General features: G+C 60.8%; 22 protein-coding genes. 8 read left to right on the forward strand and 14 right to left on the reverse strand.

Going from position 1 to position 25,922, the window contains the following annotated elements:
• Positions 1-17: 17 nt before the first annotated feature.
• Complete coding sequence (locus tag DDZ17_RS06985; protein ID WP_116365257.1) at positions 18-2,369, reverse strand: TonB-dependent receptor; 2,352 nt, start codon at positions 2,367-2,369, stop codon at positions 18-20.
• A gap of 262 nt (positions 2,370-2,631) precedes the next feature.
• Between DDZ17_RS06985 and DDZ17_RS06990 the strand changes: the two genes are divergently transcribed.
• Genes DDZ17_RS06990 through DDZ17_RS07000 form a run of 3 tightly spaced genes read left to right on the forward strand, consistent with a single transcriptional unit; the run spans position 2,632 to position 5,353 of the window.
• A complete protein-coding gene (locus tag DDZ17_RS06990; RefSeq protein ID WP_157976508.1) occupies positions 2,632-3,573 on the forward strand; it encodes a TRAP transporter substrate-binding protein in 942 nt (313 codons plus the stop codon).
• The gene (locus DDZ17_RS06995) at positions 3,546-4,097 is read left to right on the forward strand and encodes a TRAP transporter small permease (RefSeq protein ID WP_157976509.1); all 552 of its coding nucleotides are present in this window, start codon (positions 3,546-3,548) and stop codon (positions 4,095-4,097) included. Before DDZ17_RS06990 ends, DDZ17_RS06995 begins: the two co-directional genes overlap by 28 nt.
• Entirely contained in the window at positions 4,094-5,353 is a 1,260-nt protein-coding gene (locus DDZ17_RS07000) for a TRAP transporter large permease (RefSeq protein ID WP_116365260.1), read from the forward strand. Before DDZ17_RS06995 ends, DDZ17_RS07000 begins: the two co-directional genes overlap by 4 nt.
• Positions 5,354-5,452: 99 nt before the next feature.
• Here the strand turns inward: DDZ17_RS07000 and DDZ17_RS22895 are convergent, their stop codons facing one another.
• The gene (locus DDZ17_RS22895; RefSeq protein ID WP_277749300.1) at positions 5,453-5,584 is read right to left on the reverse strand and encodes a hypothetical protein; all 132 of its coding nucleotides are present in this window, start codon (positions 5,582-5,584) and stop codon (positions 5,453-5,455) included.
• Here DDZ17_RS22895 and DDZ17_RS07005 point away from each other — a divergent pair.
• Positions 5,583-7,862: a TonB-dependent receptor gene (locus tag DDZ17_RS07005; protein ID WP_116365261.1), complete on the forward strand. Its 2,280-nt coding sequence runs from the start codon at positions 5,583-5,585 to the stop codon at positions 7,860-7,862. The two genes, DDZ17_RS22895 and DDZ17_RS07005, sit on opposite strands and share 2 nt — an antisense overlap.
• A 211-nt stretch (positions 7,863-8,073) precedes the next feature.
• On the forward strand, positions 8,074-10,002 hold the full coding sequence (locus tag DDZ17_RS07010) for a DUF3604 domain-containing protein (RefSeq protein WP_116365262.1): 1,929 nt from the start codon (positions 8,074-8,076) through the stop codon (positions 10,000-10,002).
• Between the two features lie 45 nt (positions 10,003-10,047).
• On the opposite strand, the gene DDZ17_RS07015 is transcribed toward DDZ17_RS07010, so the two are convergent.
• Genes DDZ17_RS07015 through DDZ17_RS07050 form a run of 8 tightly spaced genes read right to left on the reverse strand, consistent with a single transcriptional unit; the run spans position 10,048 to position 17,502 of the window.
• Positions 10,048-11,415, reverse strand: coding sequence for a sodium-dependent transporter (locus DDZ17_RS07015; RefSeq protein WP_116365263.1), 1,368 nt, complete (start codon positions 11,413-11,415; stop codon positions 10,048-10,050).
• Complete coding sequence (gene kynU / locus DDZ17_RS07020; protein ID WP_116365264.1) at positions 11,415-12,656, reverse strand: kynureninase; 1,242 nt, start codon at positions 12,654-12,656, stop codon at positions 11,415-11,417. Before kynU ends, DDZ17_RS07015 begins: the two co-directional genes overlap by 1 nt.
• Positions 12,657-12,660: 4 nt before the next feature.
• The gene (locus DDZ17_RS07025; protein WP_116365265.1) at positions 12,661-13,425 is read right to left on the reverse strand and encodes an alpha/beta fold hydrolase; all 765 of its coding nucleotides are present in this window, start codon (positions 13,423-13,425) and stop codon (positions 12,661-12,663) included.
• Position 13,426: 1 nt separating this feature from the next.
• Positions 13,427-14,239 carry an ABC transporter ATP-binding protein gene (locus tag DDZ17_RS07030; protein WP_206613473.1) on the reverse strand — a complete coding sequence of 271 codons (813 nt, stop codon included), beginning with the start codon at positions 14,237-14,239 and terminating at the stop codon, positions 13,427-13,429.
• Entirely contained in the window at positions 14,224-14,976 is a 753-nt protein-coding gene (locus DDZ17_RS07035) for an ABC transporter permease (protein ID WP_116365266.1), read from the reverse strand. Before DDZ17_RS07035 ends, DDZ17_RS07030 begins: the two co-directional genes overlap by 16 nt.
• The gene (locus DDZ17_RS07040; protein WP_116365267.1) at positions 14,973-15,521 is read right to left on the reverse strand and encodes a VOC family protein; all 549 of its coding nucleotides are present in this window, start codon (positions 15,519-15,521) and stop codon (positions 14,973-14,975) included. Before DDZ17_RS07040 ends, DDZ17_RS07035 begins: the two co-directional genes overlap by 4 nt.
• A 5-nt stretch (positions 15,522-15,526) precedes the next feature.
• Positions 15,527-16,555 carry an ABC transporter substrate-binding protein gene (locus DDZ17_RS07045; protein WP_116365268.1) on the reverse strand — a complete coding sequence of 343 codons (1,029 nt, stop codon included), beginning with the start codon at positions 16,553-16,555 and terminating at the stop codon, positions 15,527-15,529.
• On the reverse strand, positions 16,552-17,502 hold the full coding sequence (locus DDZ17_RS07050; RefSeq protein ID WP_116365269.1) for a fumarylacetoacetate hydrolase family protein: 951 nt from the start codon (positions 17,500-17,502) through the stop codon (positions 16,552-16,554). The genes DDZ17_RS07045 and DDZ17_RS07050 overlap by 4 nt, the downstream gene beginning before the upstream one ends.
• Positions 17,503-17,636: 134 nt before the next feature.
• Here DDZ17_RS07050 and DDZ17_RS07055 point away from each other — a divergent pair, with 134 nt between their 5' ends.
• Positions 17,637-18,299, forward strand: a complete 663-nt coding sequence (locus DDZ17_RS07055) for a GntR family transcriptional regulator (protein WP_116365270.1) — start codon at positions 17,637-17,639, stop codon at positions 18,297-18,299.
• Between the two features lie 205 nt (positions 18,300-18,504).
• Here the strand turns inward: DDZ17_RS07055 and DDZ17_RS07060 are convergent, their stop codons facing one another.
• Positions 18,505-19,860: an MFS transporter gene (locus DDZ17_RS07060; protein ID WP_116365271.1), complete on the reverse strand. Its 1,356-nt coding sequence runs from the start codon at positions 19,858-19,860 to the stop codon at positions 18,505-18,507.
• The gene (locus tag DDZ17_RS07065) at positions 19,853-20,902 is read right to left on the reverse strand and encodes a sugar phosphate isomerase/epimerase family protein (RefSeq protein ID WP_157976510.1); all 1,050 of its coding nucleotides are present in this window, start codon (positions 20,900-20,902) and stop codon (positions 19,853-19,855) included. Before DDZ17_RS07065 ends, DDZ17_RS07060 begins: the two co-directional genes overlap by 8 nt.
• Before the next feature lie 232 nt (positions 20,903-21,134).
• Here DDZ17_RS07065 and DDZ17_RS07070 point away from each other — a divergent pair, with 232 nt between their 5' ends.
• Both DDZ17_RS07070 and DDZ17_RS07075 read left to right on the forward strand, forming a co-directional pair.
• Positions 21,135-21,704: a gluconate 2-dehydrogenase subunit 3 family protein gene (locus tag DDZ17_RS07070; protein ID WP_157976511.1), complete on the forward strand. Its 570-nt coding sequence runs from the start codon at positions 21,135-21,137 to the stop codon at positions 21,702-21,704.
• Between the two features lie 30 nt (positions 21,705-21,734).
• Positions 21,735-23,432 carry a GMC oxidoreductase gene (locus DDZ17_RS07075; RefSeq protein ID WP_116365274.1) on the forward strand — a complete coding sequence of 566 codons (1,698 nt, stop codon included), beginning with the start codon at positions 21,735-21,737 and terminating at the stop codon, positions 23,430-23,432.
• Between the two features lie 31 nt (positions 23,433-23,463).
• Here the strand turns inward: DDZ17_RS07075 and DDZ17_RS07080 are convergent, their stop codons facing one another.
• Both DDZ17_RS07080 and DDZ17_RS23025 read right to left on the reverse strand, forming a co-directional pair.
• Entirely contained in the window at positions 23,464-25,086 is a 1,623-nt protein-coding gene (locus tag DDZ17_RS07080) for a penicillin acylase family protein (protein WP_241505845.1), read from the reverse strand.
• A complete protein-coding gene (locus DDZ17_RS23025) occupies positions 24,969-25,898 on the reverse strand; it encodes a penicillin acylase family protein (RefSeq protein ID WP_157976512.1) in 930 nt (309 codons plus the stop codon). Before DDZ17_RS23025 ends, DDZ17_RS07080 begins: the two co-directional genes overlap by 118 nt.
• Positions 25,899-25,922: the final 24 nt, after the last annotated feature.

Consider the following 25,922-nt stretch of genomic DNA (forward strand, 5'->3'; position numbering starts at 1 on the left):
GTTCGGTTGCATGGGGCTCAGTCGAGGTTCCAGCGCACGGTGGCGCCCCAGGTACGCGGCGGCGCATAGGAGGTGAGCACCGAGCCAATCACGTCCACCTTGCCGGAGGCATACAGTTCGTCGTCCAGGTTTTTGCCCCACAGCGAGAGCATCCACTTATCGGTGGGTGAGTACCAGTTGACGCTGGCGTTCCAGACGCTGTAAGCGTCGTTTTTGGTGCGCGGGTTGTTCTCGTTGTCGAAGAAGTAGGCGTCGGTGTAGCTGTAGTCCACCACAAAATCGACGGCGCCGGCGCCGCCCAGCTCAAAGCTTAAGGTGTTCACCAGGTTATAGGAATTCTCCGGCGTGCGGCGCAGGGTGTTGCCCTTGAGGTTGGTGTCCTCGCGCAGGTTGGAGCAGTCACACTCCGGGTTGTAGCCAAGGGTAGTGCTGATCAGGTCGCCGGTGATTTCACCGTCCTGGTAGGCGTAGGTGCCAGAGAGCGACCACCACTCGGTGAACACGGCGGAAAATTCCAGCTCGATGCCCTTCACTTCCGCCTCGCCGGCGTTGGCGATGATGTTGTCGGGCGGCAGGTTTTCGTCGTACACCACAAACTGCTGGGTTTGCAGGTCCTCGTAGGTGGTGAAGAAGCCGGTGGCATTCAGCCGCAGGCGGTTATCCAGCAGCTGGGTTTTGCCGCCGATCTCAAAGTTCACCGCTTCTTCGGTGTCGTAGGGTTGGGCCGCCTCCGCCGCGGTGGTGGCGTTCTCGCCGTTCCAGCCGCCGCTCTTGAAGCCGGTGGAGGCCGAGGCGTAGAGGAACACATCGTCGGTGGCCTGCCAGTTCAGGGTCACGGCCGGGTCGATGGAATCCCAGCTATCGCTATCACTGGCGCTAAAGGCCTGAATAATGTTGCCATTCTCGTCCTCAAAGGGCGCCCCGAGGAAGTTGCCCACGTTGCTGCGTTTTACCGCAAAATCCTTTTCATCCAGGGTATAGCGCAGGCCAAACACCGCGCTGACAGAATCGGAAATGTCCCAGGTGAGCTCGGCAAAGGCGCCGTAGGTGTCGTTTTTGGAGGTGGTGACTGCGCCCTCGTAGCCCTCGTTCCAGAAGTCGACAAAGAGATAGTCGGCGTCTTCTTCGCGCTGGATGTCCTCGTACATGTAGAACAGGCCAAGCATGTAATTCACGCTGCCATCCATGGCGGACTGCCAGCGCAGTTCCTGGGAGAAACTGTCCACTTCCTCGGACTTGCGGTTGACGTAGTAGTCATCGTTGAAATCCGCCGCGCTCACCGGTCCGTCGCCAAAGTGCAGCGTGAAGAAATCAACCCGGCCATCGTCGTCATAGGGCAGTGCATCAAAGTCGATGAAGCTGCCGCCGTCGTTGGAGAGGTAGTCGAACTGGCCCTTGCGCACAGCGGTGATGGAGGTGAGGGTGCCGCTGTCGGTGGTCCAGTTGATGTGCAGGTCGGCCCCTTCCACCTCGGCGTCGGATTCGCCGGTGATGTTGTTGGGCCCCTTGCGCGGGTCGCGGTTTTTAAAGGGCACGTTGTGCTCTGAGGGAATCTCCATATCGATCCAGGGAGCGGTGCCCTCCCGGCGGTTGTAGTCCGCGCTGAACAGGAATTCCAGGTCATCGTTGGCCAAATAGCGCAGTTGGCCGCGCACGGCGGTGGATTCCAGCGTCTCCATGTCGTCGCCAGTAAAGGTATTGTCGGCAAAGCCGCCACGGTCGCGGTAGCTTGCGCTGATACGCCCCTGCAGGTTGTCGCCAAGGGCGCCGTTCACAAAGCCCTGGGTTTCGATCAGGTCGTAGTCACCGGCGGTAATCTCCACCTGGGCGTCGGTTTCGTCGCTCGGGCGGTTAGTGACAAAGTTCACCACGCCGCCAGTCACGTTCTTGCCGTAGAGCGTGCCCTGGGGCCCGCGTACCACCTCCACCCGCGCGATATCCACCAGGTCCATGGAAAAGGCCATGGCGCGGGACAGGTACACCTCGTTCACGAACATGCCAATGGCGGAGTTTGACGCGGCGCTCTCGATATCGGTGCCAATGCCACGCATGAAGATGTTGGGCTCAGTCACGTTATCGGCGTTCATCACAAAGCCGGGCACGCGGCCAATCACCTCAGAGATATCGTTGATTTCGGATTCCGCCAGGAAGTCGGCATCAAACACTGCCGCCGATACCGGCGCGCTCTGCAGGCTCTCACTGCGCTTGCGGGCGGTAACCACCACCTCTTCCAACGCCAGCGAGTGGCCCTCCTGGGCATGCAGCGCCGCAGGGGTGATGCCGGCCATTACGGCACCAGCCACCAGTGCCGGCAGCGTTTTCTTGTGTAGTGCCGGCAGCGTTCTTCTCTGTAATGTCGTCTTATTCATTATTCCCCGTCCCCCAGCTGCGCTGAAAGTGCCAGATGTGTGAATGCGGCAAGTGCCTTTGTTTGCAGTCCCTGACGAATTCCACAGAGACAGTGGGGTCAAACTTACGAAGAGACCAGCTATAAAGTAAAATAACCTTTCGTGCGCCAGCTATATCAAACCCATATATAACAAAGTCGCTATAGAAAGCCATGAGATGGCGATTTTTCAGGCCGGTGGCAAGTGCGCCAGTATGTCCTGCCCCGCTGCTTATGGAACGGCCGTGACCCGCTGTCTACGACATGCCCGGCATTATATCGCCAGCCTGCTGTTGCTGTGGGGCTTCTCGATGCCTGCGGCTGCCACGTTGTTTCGCATTGGGCTGATCACCCCGCCGGGGCACCAGTGGACGGACGCCGCTGACGCCTTTGCCAGTGCGGTGGCCACACAGTACGGCGGCGAACATGAAGTAATCGTCTATCCCAGTCGCCAGCTCGGCACCGAGGCCCAGATGCTGCAATTGCTGCAAACCGGTGCCCTGGATTTTGCCATTCTCACCGTCTCGGAACTGAGCAATCGCCTGCCGCGCTTCAATGCCTTGTACGCGCCCTACCGGGTTGGCAGCGCTCAACAGGCAGCCGAACTGCTTGGGTCCGCTGCAGCGCGCGAGCTGCTGGCCGGCTTGCCCGACGAACTCGGGGTGATTGGCACCGGCTATACCATGGCCGGCATGCGCCACATTCTGAGCCGAAAACCACTAGCACAAGTGCAGGACTTGCAAGGCATCAAGGTGCGAATTACTCCGCTCGCCCCGGTGCGGGATTTTTACCGGTTGCTTGGCGCTGCGCCCACCCCCATGCCGCTGTCGTCGGTGTTTGATGCCCTTGCCAACGGGCAGATTGACGCCATCGACATGGATCTGGAATCCATCTGGACACTGCGCTACTACGAATACGCCGACACCCTGCTCCTTTCAGGCCACATGATGTTCCCTGCGGTAGGCCTGATGTCCGCCCGCGGTTCACTGCGCCTGCCAGCTCACCTACGGCAGGCTTTGGCAGCCCTGCTCCAGCAGCAGTTGGAGGCGGTGCTGAATCGCTACCCGGCACTGGAAGCCCAATGGCTCAACCAGTTGCAGGCCACCGGTATTACCATCACGGCGGTGGATGCCGCCTGGTTTGGCGAGGCTCCTGTACAGTGGCAGCAGCACACACTGCCGCCGTGATGCTCCTTGGGCGCATGGCCGATGCCTGGTGCCGTGTGCTGCACTGTTGCGCCGCCGGCCTGCTCGGCGCAACGGCGCTACTCATTCTGTTGAATGTCATCACCCGCTCCCTGGGCAGTGCGCTGTTCTGGGTGGACGAGCTGGCGGTGTACTGCATGATCTGGTCGGCCCTACTGGGCGCCGTCACAACAGTGCGCCGGCGGGAGGCCATTGCCCTGCGCCTGCTGCCATCGCTGCTTGGCGCCCGCTGGCGCCGCGGCCTGCACTACCTTGCCGACACGGCGGTGCTCGCCTTCGCCCTGGTGATGGTGGCGACATGCTGGCTGTGGTTTGACCTGCCGCTACTGATCAGCGTTGGTTTTGACGTAGATGCCTTTATCCGCGCCAGCTACAACTTTATTTACCGTGACCCCACCCACACCCTGGGCATCGGCCGCATCTGGCCGTGGCTGGTCATGCCAATCATGGCCCTCAGCCTTCTCCTGTTCTCGCTGGCCAACCTGCTGGAGAATCGCCACCTGTGACCATCGCGCTGTTCCTGCTCCTGTTGCTGGCCGGCGTGCCCATCGCCGTCTGTCTGGGGCTAGTAACGGCAACCTATATCGTGGTCTCTGGCAATACGGTGTTACTGCAGTCTTATGCGCTGCAGCAGTTTGCCGCCGTGGAAAGCTACGGGTTGCTGGCCATTCCCCTGTTCATGCTGGTGGGCGAGCTCATGAATGGCGCCGGCATTACGCCACGCCTGGTGCGGGCTGCCTCAGTAATGGTTGGCCAGGTGCGCGGCGGCCTTGCCTTCGTGAACCTGCTGGCAAATAGCCTGGTGGCGGCCATTATCGGTTCGGCGGCGGCGCAGATCGCCGTGATGTCGCGCACCATGACGCCAGCAATGAAGGCCCAGGGCTACAGCCCGGCCTTCGCGGCAGCCACCACCGCCGCAGGCGGGCTGCTCTCTCCGATTATTCCACCCTCCATGCTGCTGGTGATTTACGGCGTGCTGGCACAACTGTCCATTGCGGACCTGTTCATCGCCGGCATCCTGCCTGGCCTGCTGCTGTTGTTCGCTTTTCTTGCCACACTGGGTGTTCTGTCGCGCCGGCTGGATCTGCCCAGAGGCGATGCCCTGAAGGGACAAGACCGTCGGACCCGGCTGCGCGAAGGCCTGGTGCCAGCTCTGGTACCCTGCATCATCATTGCCTCCATCACCCTTGGCCTGGCGACGCCAACCGAGGCTGCCGCCCTGGCCGCCGCCGCCGCCTGGGCGCTGGGGCGCTTTTACTACCGGGAGCTGGACAGGCGCGCCCTGTGGCAGGCACTGTTGCGCGCCAGCACTGGCGCAGCCCTCATCCTGTTCGTGATTGCCACTGCCGGCCTGCTCAGCTGGGTGCTGCTTTTCGAGCAGATTCCCCAACAGCTGGCCGCGGGCATCACGGGTCTCACGCAAAATCCGTTTTATTTCCTGCTGCTGGTCAACCTGGCTCTGTTGCTGGTAGGCGCCCTGCTGGACGGTATTCCCGCCATGATCATGCTGGTGCCCATTCTGCTGCCCATCGCAGCCACTCAGTATGGCATCGACCCCTACCAGTTCGGCATCATCCTGTCACTGAACCTGGTGCTGGGGCTGCTGACACCACCGGTGGGCACCGGGCTCTATATTGCCGCCGAGGCCGCCCAAATCGGCCCCGGCCGGGTATTCCAGGCGGTACTGCCCTTCCTGCTGGCCGCCACCTTGGTGCTGGTTCTGCTAAGCTGGCAGCCCGGAGTGATTACGGCGCTGCACTGAGCGCCGCAGCGCGGCAGGCCAATGGGCGTTTAACCCGGCCAAGGCCGGGATGGCTGCTACACTTATAAGTCATCAAAAACTGTCGTTTTGCTGACAGTATCATTCGACAAGACCCGCTATTGTCGCGCCGGCTCCGTCCAGCGTGCCTAAAAAATAGCCGCTGGCTGCATGATAATCGGCCACCGCAGGCCAGATAACAGTGACACCGATAACAACCGAGGAACGACCCATGACACCACGTCTCTTCAGGCTCAGTGCCCTGACTGCCGCCCTGACCGCCGCCCATATTGCCCAGGCACAGCCTGCGCTGGAAGAAGTTGTTGTTACCGCCCAAAAGCGCGCCCAGGACATCCAGGATGTGCCCATTTCCATCACCGCCTTCTCCGGGGACTACCTGAACGCAGCCGGCGTGAAGGACATCGGCGATGTGGCCCAAATGACGCCCAACTTCACCATTTCAAACTCGTCCCAGCAGACCAACAGCCGCATTGCAATACGCGGTGTGGGCTCAGTGGGCAACAGTGGTATTGAGCCCAGTGTTGGCGTGTTCATCGACGGTGTTTACTACCCTCGCCCCGGTTCGGTCATCGGCCAGCTGATGGATGTTGCCTCCTTCGAGGTACTGCGCGGCCCCCAGGGCACGCTGTTTGGCCGCAACACCCCCATGGGTGCCCTGAACATCACCACCAACAACCCCGGCTACGAGCACGAGGGCATGGTGGAAGCCGGCTTTGGTGACTACAGCGCCTACGAAGTGGGCGGCATGTACAACGCCCCACTTGGAGAGAAAGTAGCCGGGCGCATCGCCATCAAATACTCCGAGCGCGACGGCTACGGTAAAAACCTGCTCAACGGCGACGAGATTGGCGAGCGCGACGACCTCAACCTGCGCGGCAAGCTGCTGTTTGACTTCAGCGACAACCTGTCCATGCTGGTGACCGCCGACTACGCCGAAATCAACTCCGGCGGCGGCGCCATCGAAATCACAGAAGGCACCGAGAACCCGGTGTTTGACGCCACCCTGCAAGCCCTCTACGGTGCCGGCGCGTCCACCAAGGACGGTTACGACCAGCAGATCAGCCAGGATCACCGCGACAAGCTGAATGACGAGCAGTATGGCCTGTCGGTTGATATCAACTACGACTTCGCCAGCGGCATTCGCCTGCGCTCCATCTCCGCCTACCGCAACTGGGAGGCCGACGTCTACGAAAGTGCCCTGCGCATCCCGGCCTACATGGTGCTGCGCGACACCCTGTACGAAACAGAAACCGTGTCCCAGGAATTCCAGCTCATCTCCCCCGGGGGCGCCACCATCGACTGGGTGGGCGGCCTGTTCTACTACCAGGAGGAGTACAACATCGGGCAGGCCTTCGATGCCGGTGACGACTACTGCACCCCCACCATTGCTGGCCTGGTGGGCCTGGAAGCTGGCCTGCAGTGCGATACCTTGCAGCAAGACGCCATGGTAGACAGCCAGTTCACCCAGGACCTGGACAGCATCGCCCTCTTTGGCCAGGCCACCTGGAACATCAGCGAGGCCTTCACCGCCACCTTTGGCGGCCGCTACACCGAAGACCAGAAAGATGGCGACTTTGTACAGGTGGTCAACAATCCCTTCGGCGGCCTGGTGCGCACCAACGAAACCGTGCTCGACATGGAGCGCGACGACTCCAAGTCCACCTGGTTCGGCAACGTTAACTGGTTCGTCAACAACGACATCATGCTGTTTGCCACCGCCTCCACCGGCTACAAGTCCGGCGGCTTTAACTCCGAAGGTGGCAGCATCGCACTCGGCCGCGAACGCCGCATCTTCGGCCCGGAAGAGGCCACCAACTATGAGTTGGGCCTGAAGAGCACCCTGCTCGATGGCAGCATGACCGCCAACATCACCGCCTACCGCACCGACCTGGAAGACTTCCAGGATCGCCTGTTCGACGGCCTGTCCTTCGTGGTGGTCAACGCCGGCGAGGTACGCCAGCAGGGCCTGGAAGCCGATATTGCCTGGGTACCGCTGGATCAGCTGTCCCTGCGCGCCGGCATCAGCTACCTGGATTCCGAATACCTGGACTTCAAGGACGCCCCCGGCCTGCCTGGCGGCCCCAACCAGGATCTGACCGGTGAGAGCAAGCCCTACTCCCCCGAGTGGCAGACCTCCCTTGCCGCCGATTGGAGCGACAGCCTGGGCGATAGCATGGAGTGGTTTGTGGGTGCCAGCTGGATGTGGATGGACGAGCAGAATCTCGGCGCTGTATCCAACAACAACCCGCAATCGGTGCAGGAGGCCTACTCCCTCATCGACGCCCGCGTGGGTGTGCGCGACGCCGGTGGCAAGTGGTCCGTGACCCTGTTTGGCAACAACCTGACGGACGAAGGCTACTGCCTGACCATGTATGACCAGCCCTTCGGCGCCCAGCTCGGCGCGCTGAATGCTGCGAACAACACCATGGTCCAGCGGTGCGTGCTGGGTGCCCCCAGCACCTGGAACGTGAAGATGGACTACTTCTTCTAAGCTCCACCTTCAGCGTTGCCGGCCAGCCCTGCCCCGCCCTCCGGCATGGGGCACCCAGGCAGGGCTGCCCGCCCGCTCCAACATACGCCCCGCTCCCCGGGGCGTATGCACATTGCCGCCATCTCCATGCCCACGCGCGCAGCGGCAATGTTCGCTTGCTGATACGAACAGGCGACCGCCTGTTGACCGAACAAGAACAAGGAGAGCAGCCATGTACCACCGCCACCACACCGGTTCCAACACCAACTACCGTCCCTTCGCCCTCGCCCTGGCCTGCGCCGCGGCCCTTGGCACTGCCGGCCTGAAGGCCGCCGAGCCCGCGACTGCCCAGGCCGCCACCGCAAGCCAGGCAACCGCAGGCCAGAAACAGCTGCTGTGGGGCGATACCCACCTGCATACCAGCCAGTCCACCGATGCCTTTGGCTTTGGCGTGCGCCTGGAGCTGGAACAGGCCTTCCGCTTTGCCCGCGGCGAAACCGTCACCTCCAGCCACGGCCTGAAGGCCCGGCTGGACCGACCGCTGGACTTCCTGCTGGTTGCCGACCACGCGGAATCCCTGGGCATCATGCAGCGTGTGTACGACGGTGACCCAGAGGTGACCAGCAACGAGACCGCCGCCCACTGGCATGAACAGGTCACCGGCTCGGCGCAGCAGCAGCGCGCCTTCCAGGCCATGATCAAGGACGGTGAGCAGCGCCGCGCGGCCTTTACCCTGCTGTCCACCCTCGGCGGCCCCGCCCTGCACCAGTCCATCTGGCAGGACACCCTGGCCACCGCAGAGCGCTTCAACCAGCCCGGCGAGTTCACCGCCCTGCTGGGCTACGAATGGACCGCTGGCGTACGCGGCAACAACTTGCACCGGGTCATCATGTACCGCGACGATGCCGCCACCGTCGGCCAGATACAGCCCTTTTCCCAGACCGACAGCTCTGACCCGCGCGAACTGTGGGACTACATGGCCGGCTACGAACGCGATACCGGCGGCCAGGTACTGGCCATTCCCCACAACGGCAACCTCAGCAACGGCGTCATGTTCCCGGTGGAAACCACCCAGTTTGGCGCCGCCGTGGATGCCGACTACGCCGCCAACCGCCGCCGCTGGGAGCCGGTGTATGAAGTCACCCAGATGAAGGGCGACGGGGAGACCCACCCCCTGCTGTCGCCGGACGATGAGTTTGCCGACTACGAAACCTGGGACCGCGGCAACTTCTTCGGGCTGCCCAAAACCGAGGACATGCTGCCGGCGGAATACGCCCGCTCTGCGCTGAAGAGCGGCCTGGCCATTGCCCGCCGGGAGGGCGTAAACCCCTACCAGTTCGGCATGATCGGCTCCACCGACTCCCACACGGGCCTCAGCACCGCCGACGAGGACAACTTTTTCGGCAAGCACAGCGGCGTGGAGCCCGACGCCGGGCGCTGGCAGCGGGCAATCGGCAGCGCGGGCGACTGGAAAGTGATGGGCTGGGAGCAGACCGCTTCCGGCATGGCCGCTGTATGGGCGAGCGACAACACCCGCGAAGCCATCTGGGATGCCTTCAAGCGCCGCGAAGTGTATGCCACCACCGGGCCACGTATTGCCGTGCGCCTGTTTGCCGGCTGGCACTTTGACGATGCCGACGTACAGGCCGCAGACCTGGCCGCACGCGGCTACGCCGGCGGCACCCCCATGGGCGGCACCCTTTCTGGCACCCCGGAGGGCAGCGACACTGGTACGGCCCCGCGCTTCCTGGTGGCCGCCAGCCGCGACCCGCAGGGCGCCAACCTGGATCGCATCCAGATCGTCAAGGGCTGGATAGACGCCAAGGGCGACACCCACGAGCAGGTTTACGATGTGAGTTGGTCCAGCCCCGACAGCCGACAGCCCGGCGCCGATGGCAAACTGCCCCCGGTTGGCAACACCGTGGATGTTGCCGCCGCCAGTTGGAGCAATACCATCGGCACTGGCGAGTTGGCCACCGTGTGGCAGGACCCAGACTTCGACCCGTCACAAGCGGCCTTTTATTACGCCCGGGTATTGCAGATCCCCACACCGCGCTGGACCGCCTACGACGCCAAGCGCTACAACATCAAGATGGATGCGGAAGTTCCCATGATTACCGTGGAGCGCGCCTACACCTCCCCCATCTGGTATCAGCCATAGGCCTGTGTTGGGCCTGTGACCGGCGCCCCTGCTGTTGGGTTTTGATCAGCCCGCCAGCAGGGAATAGCACAGGCCCACCAGCACCGCCGGCACCGCAAAGCGCACCGACAATAACCACAGGCGATAGGGCAGCGTGTCCTGCCCCAGGCCAAGCTCTTCGGCGGTCACCCGCCGCGCCAGTGCCCAGCCCACGTACAGCGCAATGCAGGCGCCGATCAACGGCGACAGCAGGCGGGTGACCACAAAGTCGAACAAGTCGAAAAAGGTCATGCTCTGGAAGTAGTCCAGCCCCCCGAGCGGGTGCACCCCCGCCAGATAGCTGAAGGACAGCACGCAGCTAAGCCCCAGCAGCCACACAACGACCCCCACCGCCAGGGTGGCCGGCCGCCGGCGCCAGTGCCGTTCGTCGATCAAGTAGGACACGGGCGTCTCCAGCATGCACAGGGCCGAGGTCAGCGCGGCAAAACTCAGCAGCAAAAAGAACACAGTGCCAAGCAGCAGCCCGCCGCTCACGTTGCCAAACACAATGGGCAGGCTCATGAACACCAGCCCCGGCCCGCCGGCCGGCGCCAGCTGGTGGGCAAAAATCACCGGGAAGATCGCCAGGCCCGCCAGCAGGGCCACCAGGGTATCGGCGCCGACAATCACCGCGCTGGAGCGCACAATGCTGGTGCTGCGACTCATGTAGGCCCCGTAGGCCATCAGGTTAGTGAGCCCCACACTGATGGAAAAAAACGCCTGGCCAAAAGCATCCAGCACAATGGCGGGAGTCACCGCACTGAAATCCGGCACAAACAGAAAGGCCAGTGCGCGGGTGAAATCGCCGGTGATGGCAGCGTAAATCACCATGCCCACCAGCATCACCAGCAGCGCCGGCATCAGCAGTTTGACCGTGCGCTCCACCCCGGATTGCAGGCCCAAGGAGGACAGGGCGACGGTAATCCCGAGGAAGGCCGTGTAGGCCAGCAGCATCAGGCCCGGGCTGGCGGTGAGGCCATCAAACAACGCCTGCAGCGCCTCGGCGGACTGCCCCTGCAGGCCGCCGCTGCCGGCAATGGCCACGTAGCTCAGGGTCCAGCCGCCCACCACAGAATAAAAGGCCAGCACCAGCACCGCCGCCAGCAGGCCACCGTAACCCATCAGGGTCCAGCCGCGGCTGGCGCCGCTTTCGGCGCTGGCCCGGCTGATTGACAGGGTGGGCGTGGCCTGGCCGCGCCGCCCCACCAGCAGTTCCGCCATCAGCAGTGGCAGAGCCACGGTGAGCACCGCGCCGAGGTAGATCAGCACAAAGGCACCGCCGCCACTGACCCCCGCGGTGTAGGGAAAGCGCCACATATTGGCCAGGCCGATGGCCGAGCCCATGGCCGCCAACATAAAGCCCCACTGGGAGGACCACTGCTCGCGACCGGCCATCAGGTCACCGCGCTGCGGCGGTTGAACTGCTCCTGGCGCCACTCTTCGCGCGCCATCACCTGCACCAGATGCTCCACCGCGTCCCACACGTCGCAGAAGCCGTTATACAGCGGCGCAAAGCCAAAGCGCATGTTGCCCGGCTCCCGGTAATCGCCAATCACACCGCGGGCAATCAGGGCCTGCACAATGGCGTAAGCCTGCGCGTGATGGAAGGACACCTGGCTGCCGCGACGGGCGCTGTCGCTGGGGCTCACCAGCGTAAAGCCCGCCTGGGGGCAGCGCTGCTGCACCAGGTCGATAAACAGCTGGGTGAGCTGCTGCGACTTGGCGCGCACACTGGCCATGTCCTGGGCAAGGAACACATCCAGCCCGCACTCCACCAGCGCCAGGCTGAGGATGGGCTGGGTGCCGCTCAGCATCTGGCGCACGGAGTCATGGGGCGCGTAGTCGCGGGTAAAGGCAAAGGGCTGGGCGTGCCCCCACCAGCCGGTCAGGGGCTGCTGGGCCCTGCCGTGGTGGCGCTTTGCCGCAAAAATAAAACCGGGGCTGCCGGGGCCGCCGTTCAGGTATTTGTAGGTGCAGCCAACGGCGAAATCCGCCTGGCAACCGTTCAAGTCCACCTCCAGCGCGCCGGCGCTGTGGCACAGGTCCCACACGCTGATGGCGCCGGCGGCGTGGGTGCGGCGGGTCAGTTCTGCCATATCCAGCACGCGCCCGGATTTGTAGTGCACCTGGGTCAGGCACACCACCGCCACCGTCTCATCAATGGCCGAGGCCAGTTCCTGTTCCTCGGCAAAGCGAATTTCATAGCACTGCCCCAGCTGCTGCACCAGGCCCTGGACTATGTAATTGTCGGTGGGAAAGTTGCTGCCCTCCAGCACAATCACCCGGCGCTCGGGCACCAGTTGCAGGGCGGCGGCCACGGCCTTGTAAACGTTAATGCCGGTGGAGTCGGTAATTACCACCTCGCCGGCATCGGCGCCAATCAGTTTGCCCAGCTTGTCGCCAATGCGGGTGGGCAGGTCCCACCAGCCGGCCTTGTTCCAGCTGCGTATCAGGTCTTCGCCCCATTCCTTATCCAGCACGGCCCGGGCCCGCTCGCGGGCGGCCAGCGGCAGCACGCCCAGGGAGTTGCCATCCAGGTAAATGGTGCTTTCGGGCAGGTGAAACTGCCCCCGGCAGCCCGCCAGGGGGTCGGTGTTGTCACGGGCTTCGCAGTCGGCGCGGTTGATCGCGGCCATGTTGTTACTCCATCCAGTTCAGTACGGCCCGGTTAAATGCCGCCGGGCTTTCATAAAAGGCCGAGTGGCCTGTATCGGGGATTTCCACCAGTTGCGCGCCGGCCACCTGCGCCGCCACCAGGCGAATGGCGGCAATGGGAAACAGCACGTCGTCGGTGCCGGCGATAAACAGCACCGGCACGCCAGTGTACGCCAGCGCCGACGGTGCATGGCGAACAAAGGCCCCGGCAAGATTGTGCCGGGTGACGGCATTGAAGCTGTTGATCTGTCGGTAGAGCACCGCGGCAGTGGGGTCCTCTTCCCGCACCCGCCGGCCCAGCACCCGCTCGATCTGGCCGAGGTTGGCGGTGGCGGCGCGGGCGGCGTCCATTATAGTGGCCACCTCGGGCCCTTCCTGCAATGCGTGCAGCGAATCGGCCACCACCAGCGAGGCCACCCGCCGCGGGTGCTGGCATGTGAAGCTGATGCAGGTGCCGCCCCCCATCGACTGACCCAGCAGGTGGGCGCGCTCAATGTGCAGGTGATCCAGCAGGGCCAGCAGATCGGCCACGTAGGCGCTGCGCCCTTCCCCCGCCGGGTCGCTAGAATTGCCAAAGCCCCGGTGGTCGAAGGTAATCACCCGGAACCTGGCGGCAAAATCCGTGAGCTGCCGGAACCAGATGGCGTGATTGCCCCCCATGCCGTGGGCCAGCACCAGTGCCGGCGCATCGGCCCCAAGCCCGTGCTCTTCGTAGTACAGGGTGGCGCCGTTGGCCTGCAGATGGGGCACGCTAGCGCACGCCCATCAGTTCGGACAACTGCACAATGTAGTCGCCAAAGCGCGGGTCCTCGCGGGTGTCGGACGGGTCCCGCGGGCGCGGCAGGTCGATGCTCACGTCTTCAATCAATCGCCCCGGGCGCTCGGACAGCACCAGCACCCGGTCCGACAGCAGCACCGCCTCGCTGATGCTGTGGGTAATCAGCACCACGGTTTTTTTGCGCGCCTGCCAGATGCGCAGCAGCTCCATGTTCAGGTGGTCCCGGGTCAGCGCGTCCAGGGCACCGAAGGGCTCATCCATCAGCAGCACCGCCGGGTCGCGTATCAGCGCCTGGCCAATGGCCACCCGGTGACGCATGCCGCCCGACAGCTCGTGGGGGTAGCGCTTTTCAAAGCCGGTGAGGCCCAGGGTGCCCAGCATGGCGGCGCGCTGCTCGGCGCTGGCATCGCTGCCGTTGACCCGCAGGGCCAGGGTGAGGTTCTCTTCCACGTTCAACCAGGGCAGCAGGTTGGAGGTCTGGAACACCACGCCCACTGGGTCCAGCGCGCCGTGCACCGGCTCGCCGGCCACCTGCACCGACCCACGCTCGTAGGGAATGAGCCCGGCCAGAATACGCAGCAGCGTGCTCTTGCCACAGCCGCTGGGGCCAATCACTGACACAAACTCCGAGTCGCGAATGCTGAAGCTCACATCCGACAGGGCGGTCACTTCGCTCTCGCCCTGCCCGAAGATTTTGCTGACTCCGGCCAGTTCGATGCCGTTGCGCCCAGCGGCCGCCACGGGCGCCGCCTCCCCTTCTTTGTGATTCACTAATTGGAGCGCCACCAGACCAGTCTCCCCAGCAGTTCAATGATGTAAAACAGCGCCAGCGACAGGGCTGTCACCGCCGCCAGCGCGGCAAAGGTCAGGGCCGTCTGGGACGAACCCGTGGCCATCAGGATCAGGTTGCCGAGCCCGTCGTTGGAGCCGACGAATTCCCCCACAATGGCGCCAATCACCGCCAGCGGCATGGCCACCTTGCAGCCATCGACAAAGTTCGGTAGGGCCGAGGGCACCCGCAGGCGCCAGAAGGTGGCCCAGGGCGAGGCGCGCATGGCGCGAAAGTGCTCCTCCAAGTGGGCCGGCACACCGCCGAGCCCGCCGAGGGTGGAAATCACAATCGGGAAGAAGGCAAACAAAAAGGCCATGATGACCTTGGACGACAGCCCATAGCCAAACCACACTACAATCAAAGGCGCCAGGCCGATCTTGGGAATACTCTGCAGCGCGATCATGAAGGGGTACAGGGTGCGCCTGGCCAGCGGCACGAAGTAGATCAGCACCGCTATCAGCACGCCCAGCACCACTGCCGACAGAAAGCCCCACAGCACCTCGCCCAGGGTAATCAGGCTGTTCTCCCAGATTATGGCCCGCGACTGCCACAGGGCATCGGCAATATCGCTGATGGCCGGCAGCAGGTAGGGCTTGATGTCAAACACGTGGACGGAGGCCTCCCAGATCACCCCCAACACCACAAAAAACAGCAGCCCTTCCAGCAGGCCGCGATTGGCGCTCGCTTTCATGACACCTCCCCGCTCTGGCGCTTGAGTATCTGCTTGATGCGCTCCGGCGGCTCCACCACAAAGCGTTCCAGGCGCCAGCGGTCGAAGGTTTCCAGCTCGCCGCCATCCCACACCTGTGGCTGGCGCGCGCTGGCGCGGGGTATCTGCTCCATGTCGGAATAGAATTCCACGTTATTGCCGTCGGGGTCGCGAAACACAATGAAGGTGTTTTCGCCGGGGCCGTGGCGCCCCGGGCCGCGGTCGATCTCGATACCGCGCAGCTGCAGCATCTCGGTGATCTGCAGGATTTCGTCCACGCTCTCCACCCGGTAAGAGAAGTGCTCCACACCGGTGTAGTTGCCCGGTGGTGGGTCGATGGCATCCGGCGGCAGTTGCAGCAAGGCAAGGTCGTGGTGGTCTTCGCCGGCGCGCATGAACACCATGCGATCGTCAATCCAGTCGGAGACTTCCAGGCCCACCACATCGCGATAGAAGGCGGCGGAGCGCTGTACATCGCGCACTTTCAGCACCAGGTGGCCAATGCGGGTCGGTTGCGGTCGGTACATGGCCCTCACTCCCCCGCCGGCGCAGCAAAAAACTGCATGGTGTAAACATCCTTCGTCTCCAGCGCCTTGTCCACCGCGTAGGCGGCGCTCAAGAAGGCCAGGGTGTTGCCCACCTTGCCCTCTTCCAGCCGGCCGAGCTGTTCGGCGCTGCCGAGCAGTTCAGACATCTCGGCAATCTGCTGCGCCGTTACCTCGCGGTTGAGCACCGGGAACTGGCGCTGCATGATGTCGGTGGCCTGCTGGGGGTTGTCGCGCATCCAGGCGTAGCCGCGGTAGGTGGCATCCACAAAACCCTGCACCAGCGCCGGATGCTCGTTGATCAGCTTGTCGGTGGTGGCCAGGCCGCTGCCGTAGATATCCAGGTTGAACTGGCTGTACTCGATCCAGCCCACACTCAGGCCGGCCTCGGCGGCACGCTTCTGGTACACCGCCAGGCTGTTGCCCAGCCAGCACTCGCCAGCGTCGATATCGCCTTCAATCAGCGAGGCGGCAATCACCGACGGGTCCAGCTGCATCATGGTGACGGTGTCACGCGGCAGGTTGTTGGCTGCCAGCCAGGCCGGCAGAATGGCCTGCACCGGCGAGTTCTGGCCGCCGCCCACTATCAGGCCGGCCAGATCGGCGGGCGTATCGACGGTATGACGCTCGGCGATGTAGCACAAACCCGCCGGCCAGCGCTGGTTGAGGGCGCCAATCATGCGTGTGTTGCCGCCGTTGGAGCGGTTGAGGATGATGGCCAGCGGGTCGCCGTAGCCGAACTCGAACATGCCCTGGTCCAGTTCGTTCATGGTGCGAATGCCGCCGAAGCCGCGCGTCACCGACACTGCCAGGCCCTCCTCGGCGTAAAAACCCTGATCCATCGCCACGATCACGCCGGCCATACTGCCCTGGGGCAGCCAGGACATATTAAAAGTCACCGGTGTCAGTTTGGATTCCACCTGGCCTGTGTTGTGCTTGTCGTTGTCTGTGTCGCCGCAGGCCGACAACACGGCGGCAAAACCCAGGCCCGCCGCCACTGTCTTCAGGATGTTCATGCGCAGTCCCTCGTATTGTGTTCAATGGCTTCCGCCGCCACCGGGTTGCGGATGGTGCCCACCGAGCCGACCCGCGCTTCCATTACATCACCCGCCTTCAGGAACAGGCCGCGCCCCATGCCAACGCCGGCGGGTGTGCCGGTCATGATCAGGTCGCCGCTCTGCAGGGTGAGGATGCTGGACAGGTACTCGATCTGCTCGAAGATATTCCAGATCAGCTCGCTGGTGTTGCCGTCCTGCATAGGCTCGCCGTTCAGGCTCAGGTGCAGCGACAGGTTGTGGGGGTCCGCCACGCAAGCGGCAGGCACAAACCAGGGCCCCATGGGGCAGAAGGTGTCCCAGCTCTTGCCGCGGAACCAGTCGTGCTTGAAGGGGTAGTCGCTGCGCCGGTTCATGTCGCGGGCAGACACATCGTTGACCACGGTATAGCCGGCAATATGCGCCAGGGCGTCTTCCTTGCGGATACGGCGCCCGCCCCGGCCGATCACCACGCCCAGCTCCACCTCCCAGTCGGGCTTTTCGGTCTCTGGCGGCAGCAGCACGGTGGCACCGGTGCCGATCACGCTGGTGGAAGCCTTCATGAAAATATAGGGGCTGGATTCGCTTTTGGCCGCAAGCAGGGTGTTCATCTCGGCGGCGTGCTCAATGTAGTTGGACGCGGTGCCGAAGATGCGCGGTGGCGTGTAGGGCGCCGGCAAGTGGCGGGCATCCACCGGCAGGGCCTGCAGCTGGCCGGCGGCGGCACGGGTGCTGGCCGCACTGGCCAGTTGCGCCAGAGTGGTTGCGCAGCCGGTGGCAATAACCTGCCCCACGCTGGCGGCCCAGGCCGGTGGCGCTGCGCCCTCAACGTCGCGCCAGCACTGGGCCAGGTCGTACAGGGTGTCTCCCAGCACCAGTGCCGGCGCCGTTCCCGCCCCGGTCTCGTAGGTCGCCAACGCGTACCACATAATCCCTCTCCTGTTGGTGTTATCGATTTGACTTGAATACAATCTTGGAATTTTGTGTACCTGTAAATTAACGATCTGGCGACTGGCTATCACGTTTTTGCTATAGCCAAGCCGATTCGAGGAACAAAAACACCATGAGCGGAACCATCGCAGAGCGCATTGCCCAGCAACTGGCGGACCAGATTCTGTCGGGGGAGCTGGCGCCGGGAGAGCGCATCGAGGAAAAAAAGGTCACCGAGCAGTTCGGCGTATCGCGCACGCCAGTGCGCGACGCCCTGCGCCACCTCGCCGCCACCGGCCTTGTCGCCATTCGCCCCCACCGGGGCGTTACCGTGGTGGACCTGGAAGTGGAGCAGCTCAGCGATATGTTTGAAGCCCAGGCAGAGATCGAGGCCCTGTGCGCGCAGCTGTCGGCACGGCGCATGAGCAACATCGAGCGGCGCAAGCTGGAGATGATTTCAGAGCGCAGCCGCCCCGCCCTTGAGGACACCGACCACGCCCTGTACTCCGCCACCAACGAGGATTTTCACAAACTGATCTACGCCGGCTCCCACAACGACACGCTGGAGCAGATGGCCCTCAACCTGTGGAACCGGGTGGCGCCCTTTCGCCGCTCCATCTTCTTCAAGCTGGGCAACCGCATGGAACAGTCCTTCGACGAGCACGGCGAGATCATCGCCGCCATCACCGCTGGCGACGAGACGCGCGCCCGGCAGGCGATGCACGCGCACATCACCAATTCCAGCGTAAACGCCATCGACTACCTGTTGCGGCACGGGCGCGATGGCGCGGCATAAAAGAAATGAAAATGAAGCGCTTTATAGCTTATTAACAGGCCGTTGAAAAACGTTTCTAGGGACGGCTTTCTCTGCTCGATTCACTAAGGATCGCCGCTCCTACGTGAAATCTGGAGCAGTTCATGCCGTTTACTTCTCTAGATTTCACGTAGAAACGCATCATTCGTCCCCCCAAAACGGTTTTTTAACAGCCTGCCAGGACGTCTTATCGAAGACGCAGCGTAAAAACGAGCATTCCCGATATCACCAGGGGAATTGAGAATGCAATGAAATTTGATTGAGCAGTAACACCTGACTCGAGCGAGAAACCGGCCACGGCTGGGGCAATCACCGCGCCGAGCCTTCCCATGCCCAAAGCCCAGCCAACTCCGGTCGCCCGAACATTCGTAGCGTAGAGCTTCGCTGCTACCGCGTAGAGGGCGTTATAGGCGCTTTGTAACATAAAGCCCGTTAAAAGTATCAGGAGAAGAAGCTTTTCCTTCCCCACCATCACTTGACTAAGAATCAACATCAGGCCGCTGGTAGAGAGCATAAACACGCCAACCAGACTGCTAAGAGCGTACCGGGCTGACAACATTCCGAACACCAGAATCCCCAACACGCCGCCAAAGCTAAATATTGTGTACGCGCTGTACGATACAGTATCGTCAAATCCCATCTGTGTTACCAACTTGGGAATCCAACTCATAAGAAAGTACAGCGTTGACGAGCAGCAGCAAAATACCAGCCAAAGTACTAGTGTTTTCTTTCTGTAACCAGCCTCGAATAGCGCCCTGATACTGCTCCACGCCCCCCGCTTTGCGCCAGGATCGGCAGTCTCAGGCAATTTGCTCAGTGGCGGCCGATTAAACTGGCGAAGAACAGCGTTCATACGTTGCAGTGCGCCTTCTGGCTGCCTGTTACCCAGATAGGCCAGCGACTCAGGTATCAATGCAATAGCCAGCAGGGTGAGAACCGCTGTGACTGCCCCGCCTGCCAGGAACATGCCCTTCCAGCCGGCCACAGGCATAATCACGCCAGCGACGATGCCCGTGGTCATCGCCCCCAAAGGATATCCAGCGGTAACCAACGTAATGGTAAGTGTTCGATACTTCTCGGTTGAGAACTCACTGACCAACGAAGCCTGGGTAGCGAGTAGCGCTCCTGCACCCAGGCCACTTACAAAACGAAGTGCGATCAAAGAATAGACATCCCGCGACAGGGCCGTCATGAGTACGGAGAAGCTGATGGCACAAAGGGCGCCTATGATAACCTTGCGGCGGCCCAAGATGTCTGCAACGGGGGCGATCAACATGCCCCCGACCATCATTCCCGCCAGAGCGAAGCTAAACAGCAAGCCAATACGGCTTTCATCGAGGCTGAGCGCCGCGCCTATCTCCTTCGCTGCTACCGCCATCACGGTAATGTCGAAACCATCGACAATATTGAATAGAAGGCACAAGGCAATGACCACGACCTGCCGCGAGCAGGGCTTAATCTGGATCGCTTCGGCCGCATCCAAATCACGCCAAAGGTTAGCGACTTGCTGAGGGGCTTCCGTGGACGATTCTCTTTTATTCATCAGGCAACTGAGCCCGCGAGGGAAGATTCATATTCATCCAGGCACTTGAAAAGACGGCGCTCTCCCACACTGGCAGATCGGCGCGGTCATTCTCAACGACTAGCCAGCCACTGAAGTCCTCACCCAGCGCCTTGAATACCGCTGCCAGATCGAGATCACCTCTACCCGGTTCAATCCAGATACCGCTTTTAACAGCATCCTGGTAGGTGCCTGTTCCCTGGTGGCTGGACCTGGCAATCGCCCCCCTAACATCTTTGATATGTACGCCTGCAACCCTGTCGTGGTAGTCACGGATAATCATGGCCGGATCGACCCCCGCCCAATAGAGGTGCCCCACGTCCGGACCAAAATCCAGTATTGCCGGGCTCACATAGTCGAGCACCTGCCGGACTTCGCTTTCGGTTTCGATCCAGCCCCCCACATGCTGGTGCAGCGCGGGACGCACTCCCTCCGCAACAAGCACGTGAGCTATCTGATCCATTAGTTTGGCTATGCGCTCAAGACGGGCCAGGTCAAAGGCAACTCCCTGGGCGGGCACCGCCACGCGCGGCGCACTTTTGAGTTGGGACATTGAAACGAACATTCGGTCCTGGCCGCACACCACATGCTGCTCTGCAGCTTGCTTTACAAGTTCGAGCGTTGTCTTCTGCGACCGGCCTTCTTCAGGCAGACGGATGGAAAGATAGCCCGGGGCAGCCTCAAGGTCCGCCTGCGCCAGTGCCGAACGAAACTCCTGAGCTGAAATGTCTCCCGGGACCGCGACGGGAACGGCGTTAAACCCCGCCGATTTGACTAGGTTCAGCAGCTCACCCAACGGAGGCAAAAGCCGCGGGTCGATCCAGCCATCGGGCGTCGCCATCCACTGAATGGGATTGAGCGCCATTTTCCATCTATTCCGGGCTTCCGAGCTTTCAGGTCGGTCAGGACAATTCCCTGCCAACGCGTGGGTACCTGTGGCGGTGATCGCCGCAAATGCTGACGCACCTAGAAAATTTCGTCTGCCAAAGCCTGCTGCCATGTGCTCCTCCTTGGATTCATTCAAGCTTCCTCCCCGTCATCAGTGGGTTGCCGGATCGATTCGGCAGCCAATCACCATTCGCCCCAGCGCCATCGTCTTAACTTCTATCGCTTCAGCACATCCAATCAATACCAAATGTAAACGTTTACATTATATATTTCAAGTATTAAGCTTCATCTATCCCTCTGCCTATGGTTCTGGGCGGATGCGGGGCTTACACCCGTGTGAATGAGTAAATCTATTTTTGGATAAGGACATGAACAGAAGGCAACTACTGGCCGCTTCAGCCTGGGCACTGGCAATCACTGGATCCTGGCCCGTTGCCTCGGGCCTGCGCTCCTCGGCATCGACGTCTTTCACTTCCAGTAGTAGCGAAACACTATCCGCTCACAAACGAGAGCTTGTGCGATGCATTTGTGAGGCCATTATTCCAGAAACCGATACGCCTGGAGCCACTACTGCGCGAGTCCCGGATTTCATAAAGCTGATCTACGATGACTGGTTCACAGCCGAGGAACGTCGGGAGTTTCTGTCTGGCCTGTATATCGTCGATGGGTACGCCCGACGCAGGCATTCGCAATCCTTTATCAGGCAACCCCTGTCGATACAACAGGACATTTTTCGTTCTCTGCAGCGGGAAGCCGAGGAAGCCCAAGACAGAAATATCGACCTTCGGGAGTTCGTTGCCACGATTCGGGAACTGGTCGTCACCGGATACTTCATGTCTGAAGCGGCTTCCAAGAACACCCTCGCCTACAACCCGGCGCCAATGAGCTATGAAGGAGATTACGCGCTCGACAATGTCAACAAACAGTGGACCTACTGAGAACATCGTCCGAACTGCGGAGACCATGATATGCCTTTACAAGAGAACCCTGAATTTCATGCCATCGTCATAGGTTCCGGTATCACAGGTGGCTGGGCTGCCAAGGAACTGACAGAAAAGGGGCTCAGCGTGTTGCTACTCGAACGCGGTAAAATGATCGAGCATGGCAAGGACTACCGGGGCGAGCATATGCCGCCGTGGCAGATTCCTTTTGGCGGACTTCCGCTGCGGGATTTGTATGATCGAGACTATTTCATTCAGCGAAAGAGTTATGCTTTTGACGAAACGACAAGGCACTTCTGGAATAATGACCGCCTGAACCCCTACCTACACGAAAACAACGAATTTAACTGGATGCGGACAGATACTGTAGGCGGGCGCTCACTGGTATGGGGGCGCCATGTATACCGGTGGAGTGACCTCGATTTCAGCGCCAACGCCAACGACGGCCACGGCGTGGACTGGCCGATTCGATACACCGATATCGAGCCCTGGTATAGATATGTGGAGCGCTTTATTGGCGTCAGCGGCCAGGCGGAACAACTGCCCCACCTTCCAGATGGTGAGTTCCTTCCCCCCATGGAACTGAACGTAGCGGAGGAGCACATTCGCGGCTGCATCGCCAGGCGCTTCCCCGGCCGGCTCTTGACTCCGGGAAGGCTTGCGATTCTCACACGAGCACACAACGGTCGTGCGCCCTGCCACTACTGTGGCCCTTGCCACCGGGGGTGCTCGACCGGATCTTACTTCAGCACCCAGAGTTCGACCCTTCCCGCGGCAATAAAGACAGGTAAGTTGACCCTGAAAAGCGATGTCGTGGTCGAAAAATTGAATTACGATCCCGAGCGTGCACGAATTGCATCTGTAGACGTTATCGACACTCGAACCCACGCCCGCAAAAGACATACCGCGAGAATGGTATTCCTGTGTGCCTCCACGGTTGGATCGACACAAATACTGCTGAACTCCAGCTCGGAATCTTTCCCAAACGGATTGGGCAACCGCAGCGGTGCGCTTGGCCGCTACCTTATGGACCATACCATGGCATCCAGCACAACCGCCATCGTGCCGGGAATGCTCGACAGATATGTCTACGGAAACCGCCCCTCCGGAATCTACCTCCCTCGGTTTCGCAATCTCCAGCCAGAGCGCGAAGTAGATTTTGTGCGTGGATATGGCTATCAGGGAGGCGCCAAGCGCATGACCTGGCAGAATATGATTCACGCCACCAGCGACATTGGAGAACGCTATAAGGATCGACTTTCCGCACCCGGCCCTTGGTCCATTCGTCTGGTCGGCCTCGGGGAATGCCTCCCCTATCGAACGAATGCCATTACATTGAATCACCGGAAGCTCGACCGCTTTGGAGTGCCCCAGGTCCAGTTTGCTTTCAGTTACCGGGAGAACGAGCACCGAATGGTTCGGGATATGGCGACCCAGGCTGAGGTAATGCTGCGTTCCGCAGGGTGCATGGACATAAAATCCCATATCGAAATGAACACCGGGGGAGATACCATACATGAGATGGGAACCGCCCGAATGGGAAGAGATCCGCAAACATCGGTTCTTAACCGCTGGAATCAGGTGCACGATGTACCGAACCTGTTTGTCACCGACGGTTCATGTATGGCGTCGTCGTCTTGCGTCAACCCTTCGCTGACATATATGGCGTTGACTGCCAGGGCAGCGGACTACGCAGCCAAAGAGTTCAAGGCCGGACGCATATAGCCTGCCCGGCGAGGTCAGGAGCCAGCGGACGCTATTGCTCAGCACTTTCGGGATTCAGGCCGTTGCCCGGTAACACCACATCTGATTTGCAGGTCGAGGTTTCGAAAAGCTCCATCTGGTCGCTATAGTGTTGGTCTGGATGCCCGCTCGGGCCGATAAACCCGCTTTGACCCGGTGCGGTCACCGAACAGAGGGTTACACTTCCCTCCCGCATTTCCACCAGGAAATTCGTGGTGCCCCTGTTCATATACTGTGGCAGGGATAGCAGTTCATCCACTCCGGCGATGGGTACGCCAAGCGCGTTTTTGGGCGGGAAATAGTGCTTCGCAACGGGTGTCAGCCAGCCCTTAGACTCCTCACCAAAGCGCTCCGACAATTGACGGTCAACATCGGCCAGGGCTTTGAGTATTACACTATCAGGCGTCGCACCGTTTAAAAAGTCGTATTCCTGGGGTATACCGGACGCGGAGCCCTCCAGTGCGTTGAAAAGTATCTTTGAGAGCTGTGCCGTCCGTATGCTTCCCGGCGATGATTTGTCCGTGGGCTCAGGATAACCCAGACGTTGATAGTCCCTGTATACAGACCTGGGCAAGTCGTCTCGAAAGACACGCCGCTCCATGGCCAGAAGCCAGGCGCGAAACACTGTCACTGCCGGGCTGTCATAGTTTCCGTCACCATCGCTGTCGCTGTTTTCCATATTCCAGGCTTTGAGAAGACGCAAGAGCCGGTGACGAGTGTCGCTGGCATCAAGGTCGCTTGCCGCCCGTAGAATGTAGGGAATGAAGTACGGCGCGTTCAAGTCGACCGTCGAAACTAATTCGCTGATCTTCCAAATTTCGTGTGCGCTGAACTCCGGCCTGCTCTCAAGCGACTGGACGATGGCATTGACACGATCCACCACAGAAAAATTCGCTCCGTCCGCCCTGAGACCACGTACTATCTGGTTATTCCAGCTTGCCAGATAGCCCTGTTCTGGATTTAGCGATCTGGGGTTTTGCGCGAACGGTTTGAAACCACGCCATTCGCGACTTCCGTCTCCTGGTGAGGGGAACTGGATATCGACATAAGGATCACGAAGTGGTTGCTTCCCCAGCCCCACTGCACCGATATTGCCTGCAGTATCTGCGAAAAACCAGGTGATTGAGACACTAACACGCGATGCATACTCCAAGTATTCATCCCAGCTCTCGGAACGTGCGGCCTGAGCCCACGCAATCATGGTCTCGAGTTCCCGCCCCTCCCAACTGCGTTTTATCGTGTAGGCACTGTCGTTTTGCTTGTCCCAACTTCTTACAAAACCGTGTACGGTAGAATAGATATCAATCTTTACAGCCTCTTCGCCCCTCACCTCTATAATATCTGTTCTCTTGCTCATCGGACGATACGCACCGTTGAACCAGTATTCGTAGGGATTATTCGGATTCAGACGCTCTTGGAAAACATCGTTCGTATCTAGTGAACCTACCGTCGATCCCCAGGCAACTCGGCCATTTGTCCCGAAGAGGACGGGGATCAACCCCACTGGCGTCATGCCGGTTATATTGTAACCGACACCATGCAATCCAATCCCATAGACGAAGCCCGGGTTACTGAATCCCTGCTGGGGAGCGTTGTAAAGTATCGCGCTCCCGCCAGTGTTCTTTGTTGGCCCGATAACCCACGCGCTGCTAGCGGTGGGCATGTTATACGCGGACTCAAGGCCGCTAAGTGCGACTTGCGCCCGCCGGAACGCCGCTGCGCCTTTTGACGAAACAGGTTGAAGAGCCAACGACGCGACGGCTCCATCGACTTTTTTTCAGCCCCTCTGTCCGCCTCTCCGGGAATTATGGTAGGAGCGTGAGGATCCTCTTTCCAGCGTAGTTGCGCGTATATTTCCCGGCCATTTTTATCGCCCTTTTCACGCTGTAACTGCGTAAGCAAGGTAAGGTTATCTACTTCCATGCTGTTGCCGAAAAACCTATTGAAGATCAGACCAACACCGATCATCACCACATCAGATTCGGTCCAGAAAGTCGGTTCAAAATCATATTCCGCGAACTGTCGCGGCAATAACCGCTCTTTGTCGGAAAGGACTTCCCGCACACGCTTGTTAATCCCGGCGGCATAGCCTTTGAACATCGCTCTGGCATCATGGGGTAGTTCCTCCAGTTGTGACTCTATTGACTGTGGGGAGATCGATCTGCGGGTGGCGATGTCTGTTATCAGGTATTCGCTTCCCAGAACCTCCGCGATAGAGCCATTTCCAGTTCGCTTGGCCATCTCCAGCTGAAACAGCCGATCCTGTGCTATGGCGTACCCGAAGCCAAAATACAGAGACACGATGTTGGCGGCGTAGACGTGCGGGACACCGTAACTATCACGCCGTATTTCAAACTGCTCGTGTTGAGCTGAACAGCTCAATGAAATGACATATATACCTAAGAGTATGGATTTGAACGAGAATTTCCAGCGATTCTCTGAAGTCATAGAATATTCGTTGTAAAAAAGACC

The organism is Parahaliea mediterranea (assembly GCF_003402235.1).
In the GTDB taxonomy this organism is placed as follows: domain Bacteria; phylum Pseudomonadota; class Gammaproteobacteria; order Pseudomonadales; family Halieaceae; genus Parahaliea; species Parahaliea mediterranea.

Excerpts from the sequence above, each read along its gene's own strand:
- DDZ17_RS06985 (WP_116365257.1), bottom strand. The coding sequence starts at position 2,369 with ATGAATAAGACGACATTACAGAGAAGAACGCTGCCGGCACTACACAAG.
- DDZ17_RS07005 (WP_116365261.1), top strand. The coding sequence starts at position 5,583 with ATGACACCACGTCTCTTCAGGCTCAGTGCCCTGACTGCCGCCCTGACC.
- DDZ17_RS22895 (WP_277749300.1), bottom strand. The coding sequence starts at position 5,584 with ATGGGTCGTTCCTCGGTTGTTATCGGTGTCACTGTTATCTGGCCTGCG.
- DDZ17_RS07010 (WP_116365262.1), top strand. The coding sequence starts at position 8,074 with ATGTACCACCGCCACCACACCGGTTCCAACACCAACTACCGTCCCTTC.
- DDZ17_RS07015 (WP_116365263.1), bottom strand. The coding sequence starts at position 11,415 with ATGGCCGGTCGCGAGCAGTGGTCCTCCCAGTGGGGCTTTATGTTGGCG.
- kynU (WP_116365264.1), bottom strand. The coding sequence starts at position 12,656 with ATGGCCGCGATCAACCGCGCCGACTGCGAAGCCCGTGACAACACCGAC.
- DDZ17_RS07035 (WP_116365266.1), bottom strand. The coding sequence starts at position 14,976 with ATGAAAGCGAGCGCCAATCGCGGCCTGCTGGAAGGGCTGCTGTTTTTT.
- DDZ17_RS07040 (WP_116365267.1), bottom strand. The coding sequence starts at position 15,521 with ATGTACCGACCGCAACCGACCCGCATTGGCCACCTGGTGCTGAAAGTG.
- DDZ17_RS07045 (WP_116365268.1), bottom strand. The coding sequence starts at position 16,555 with ATGAACATCCTGAAGACAGTGGCGGCGGGCCTGGGTTTTGCCGCCGTG.
- DDZ17_RS07050 (WP_116365269.1), bottom strand. The coding sequence starts at position 17,502 with ATGTGGTACGCGTTGGCGACCTACGAGACCGGGGCGGGAACGGCGCCG.
- DDZ17_RS07055 (WP_116365270.1), top strand. The coding sequence starts at position 17,637 with ATGAGCGGAACCATCGCAGAGCGCATTGCCCAGCAACTGGCGGACCAG.
- DDZ17_RS07060 (WP_116365271.1), bottom strand. The coding sequence starts at position 19,860 with ATGAATAAAAGAGAATCGTCCACGGAAGCCCCTCAGCAAGTCGCTAAC.
- DDZ17_RS07070 (WP_157976511.1), top strand. The coding sequence starts at position 21,135 with ATGAACAGAAGGCAACTACTGGCCGCTTCAGCCTGGGCACTGGCAATC.
- DDZ17_RS07075 (WP_116365274.1), top strand. The coding sequence starts at position 21,735 with ATGCCTTTACAAGAGAACCCTGAATTTCATGCCATCGTCATAGGTTCC.
- DDZ17_RS23025 (WP_157976512.1), bottom strand. The coding sequence starts at position 25,898 with ATGACTTCAGAGAATCGCTGGAAATTCTCGTTCAAATCCATACTCTTA.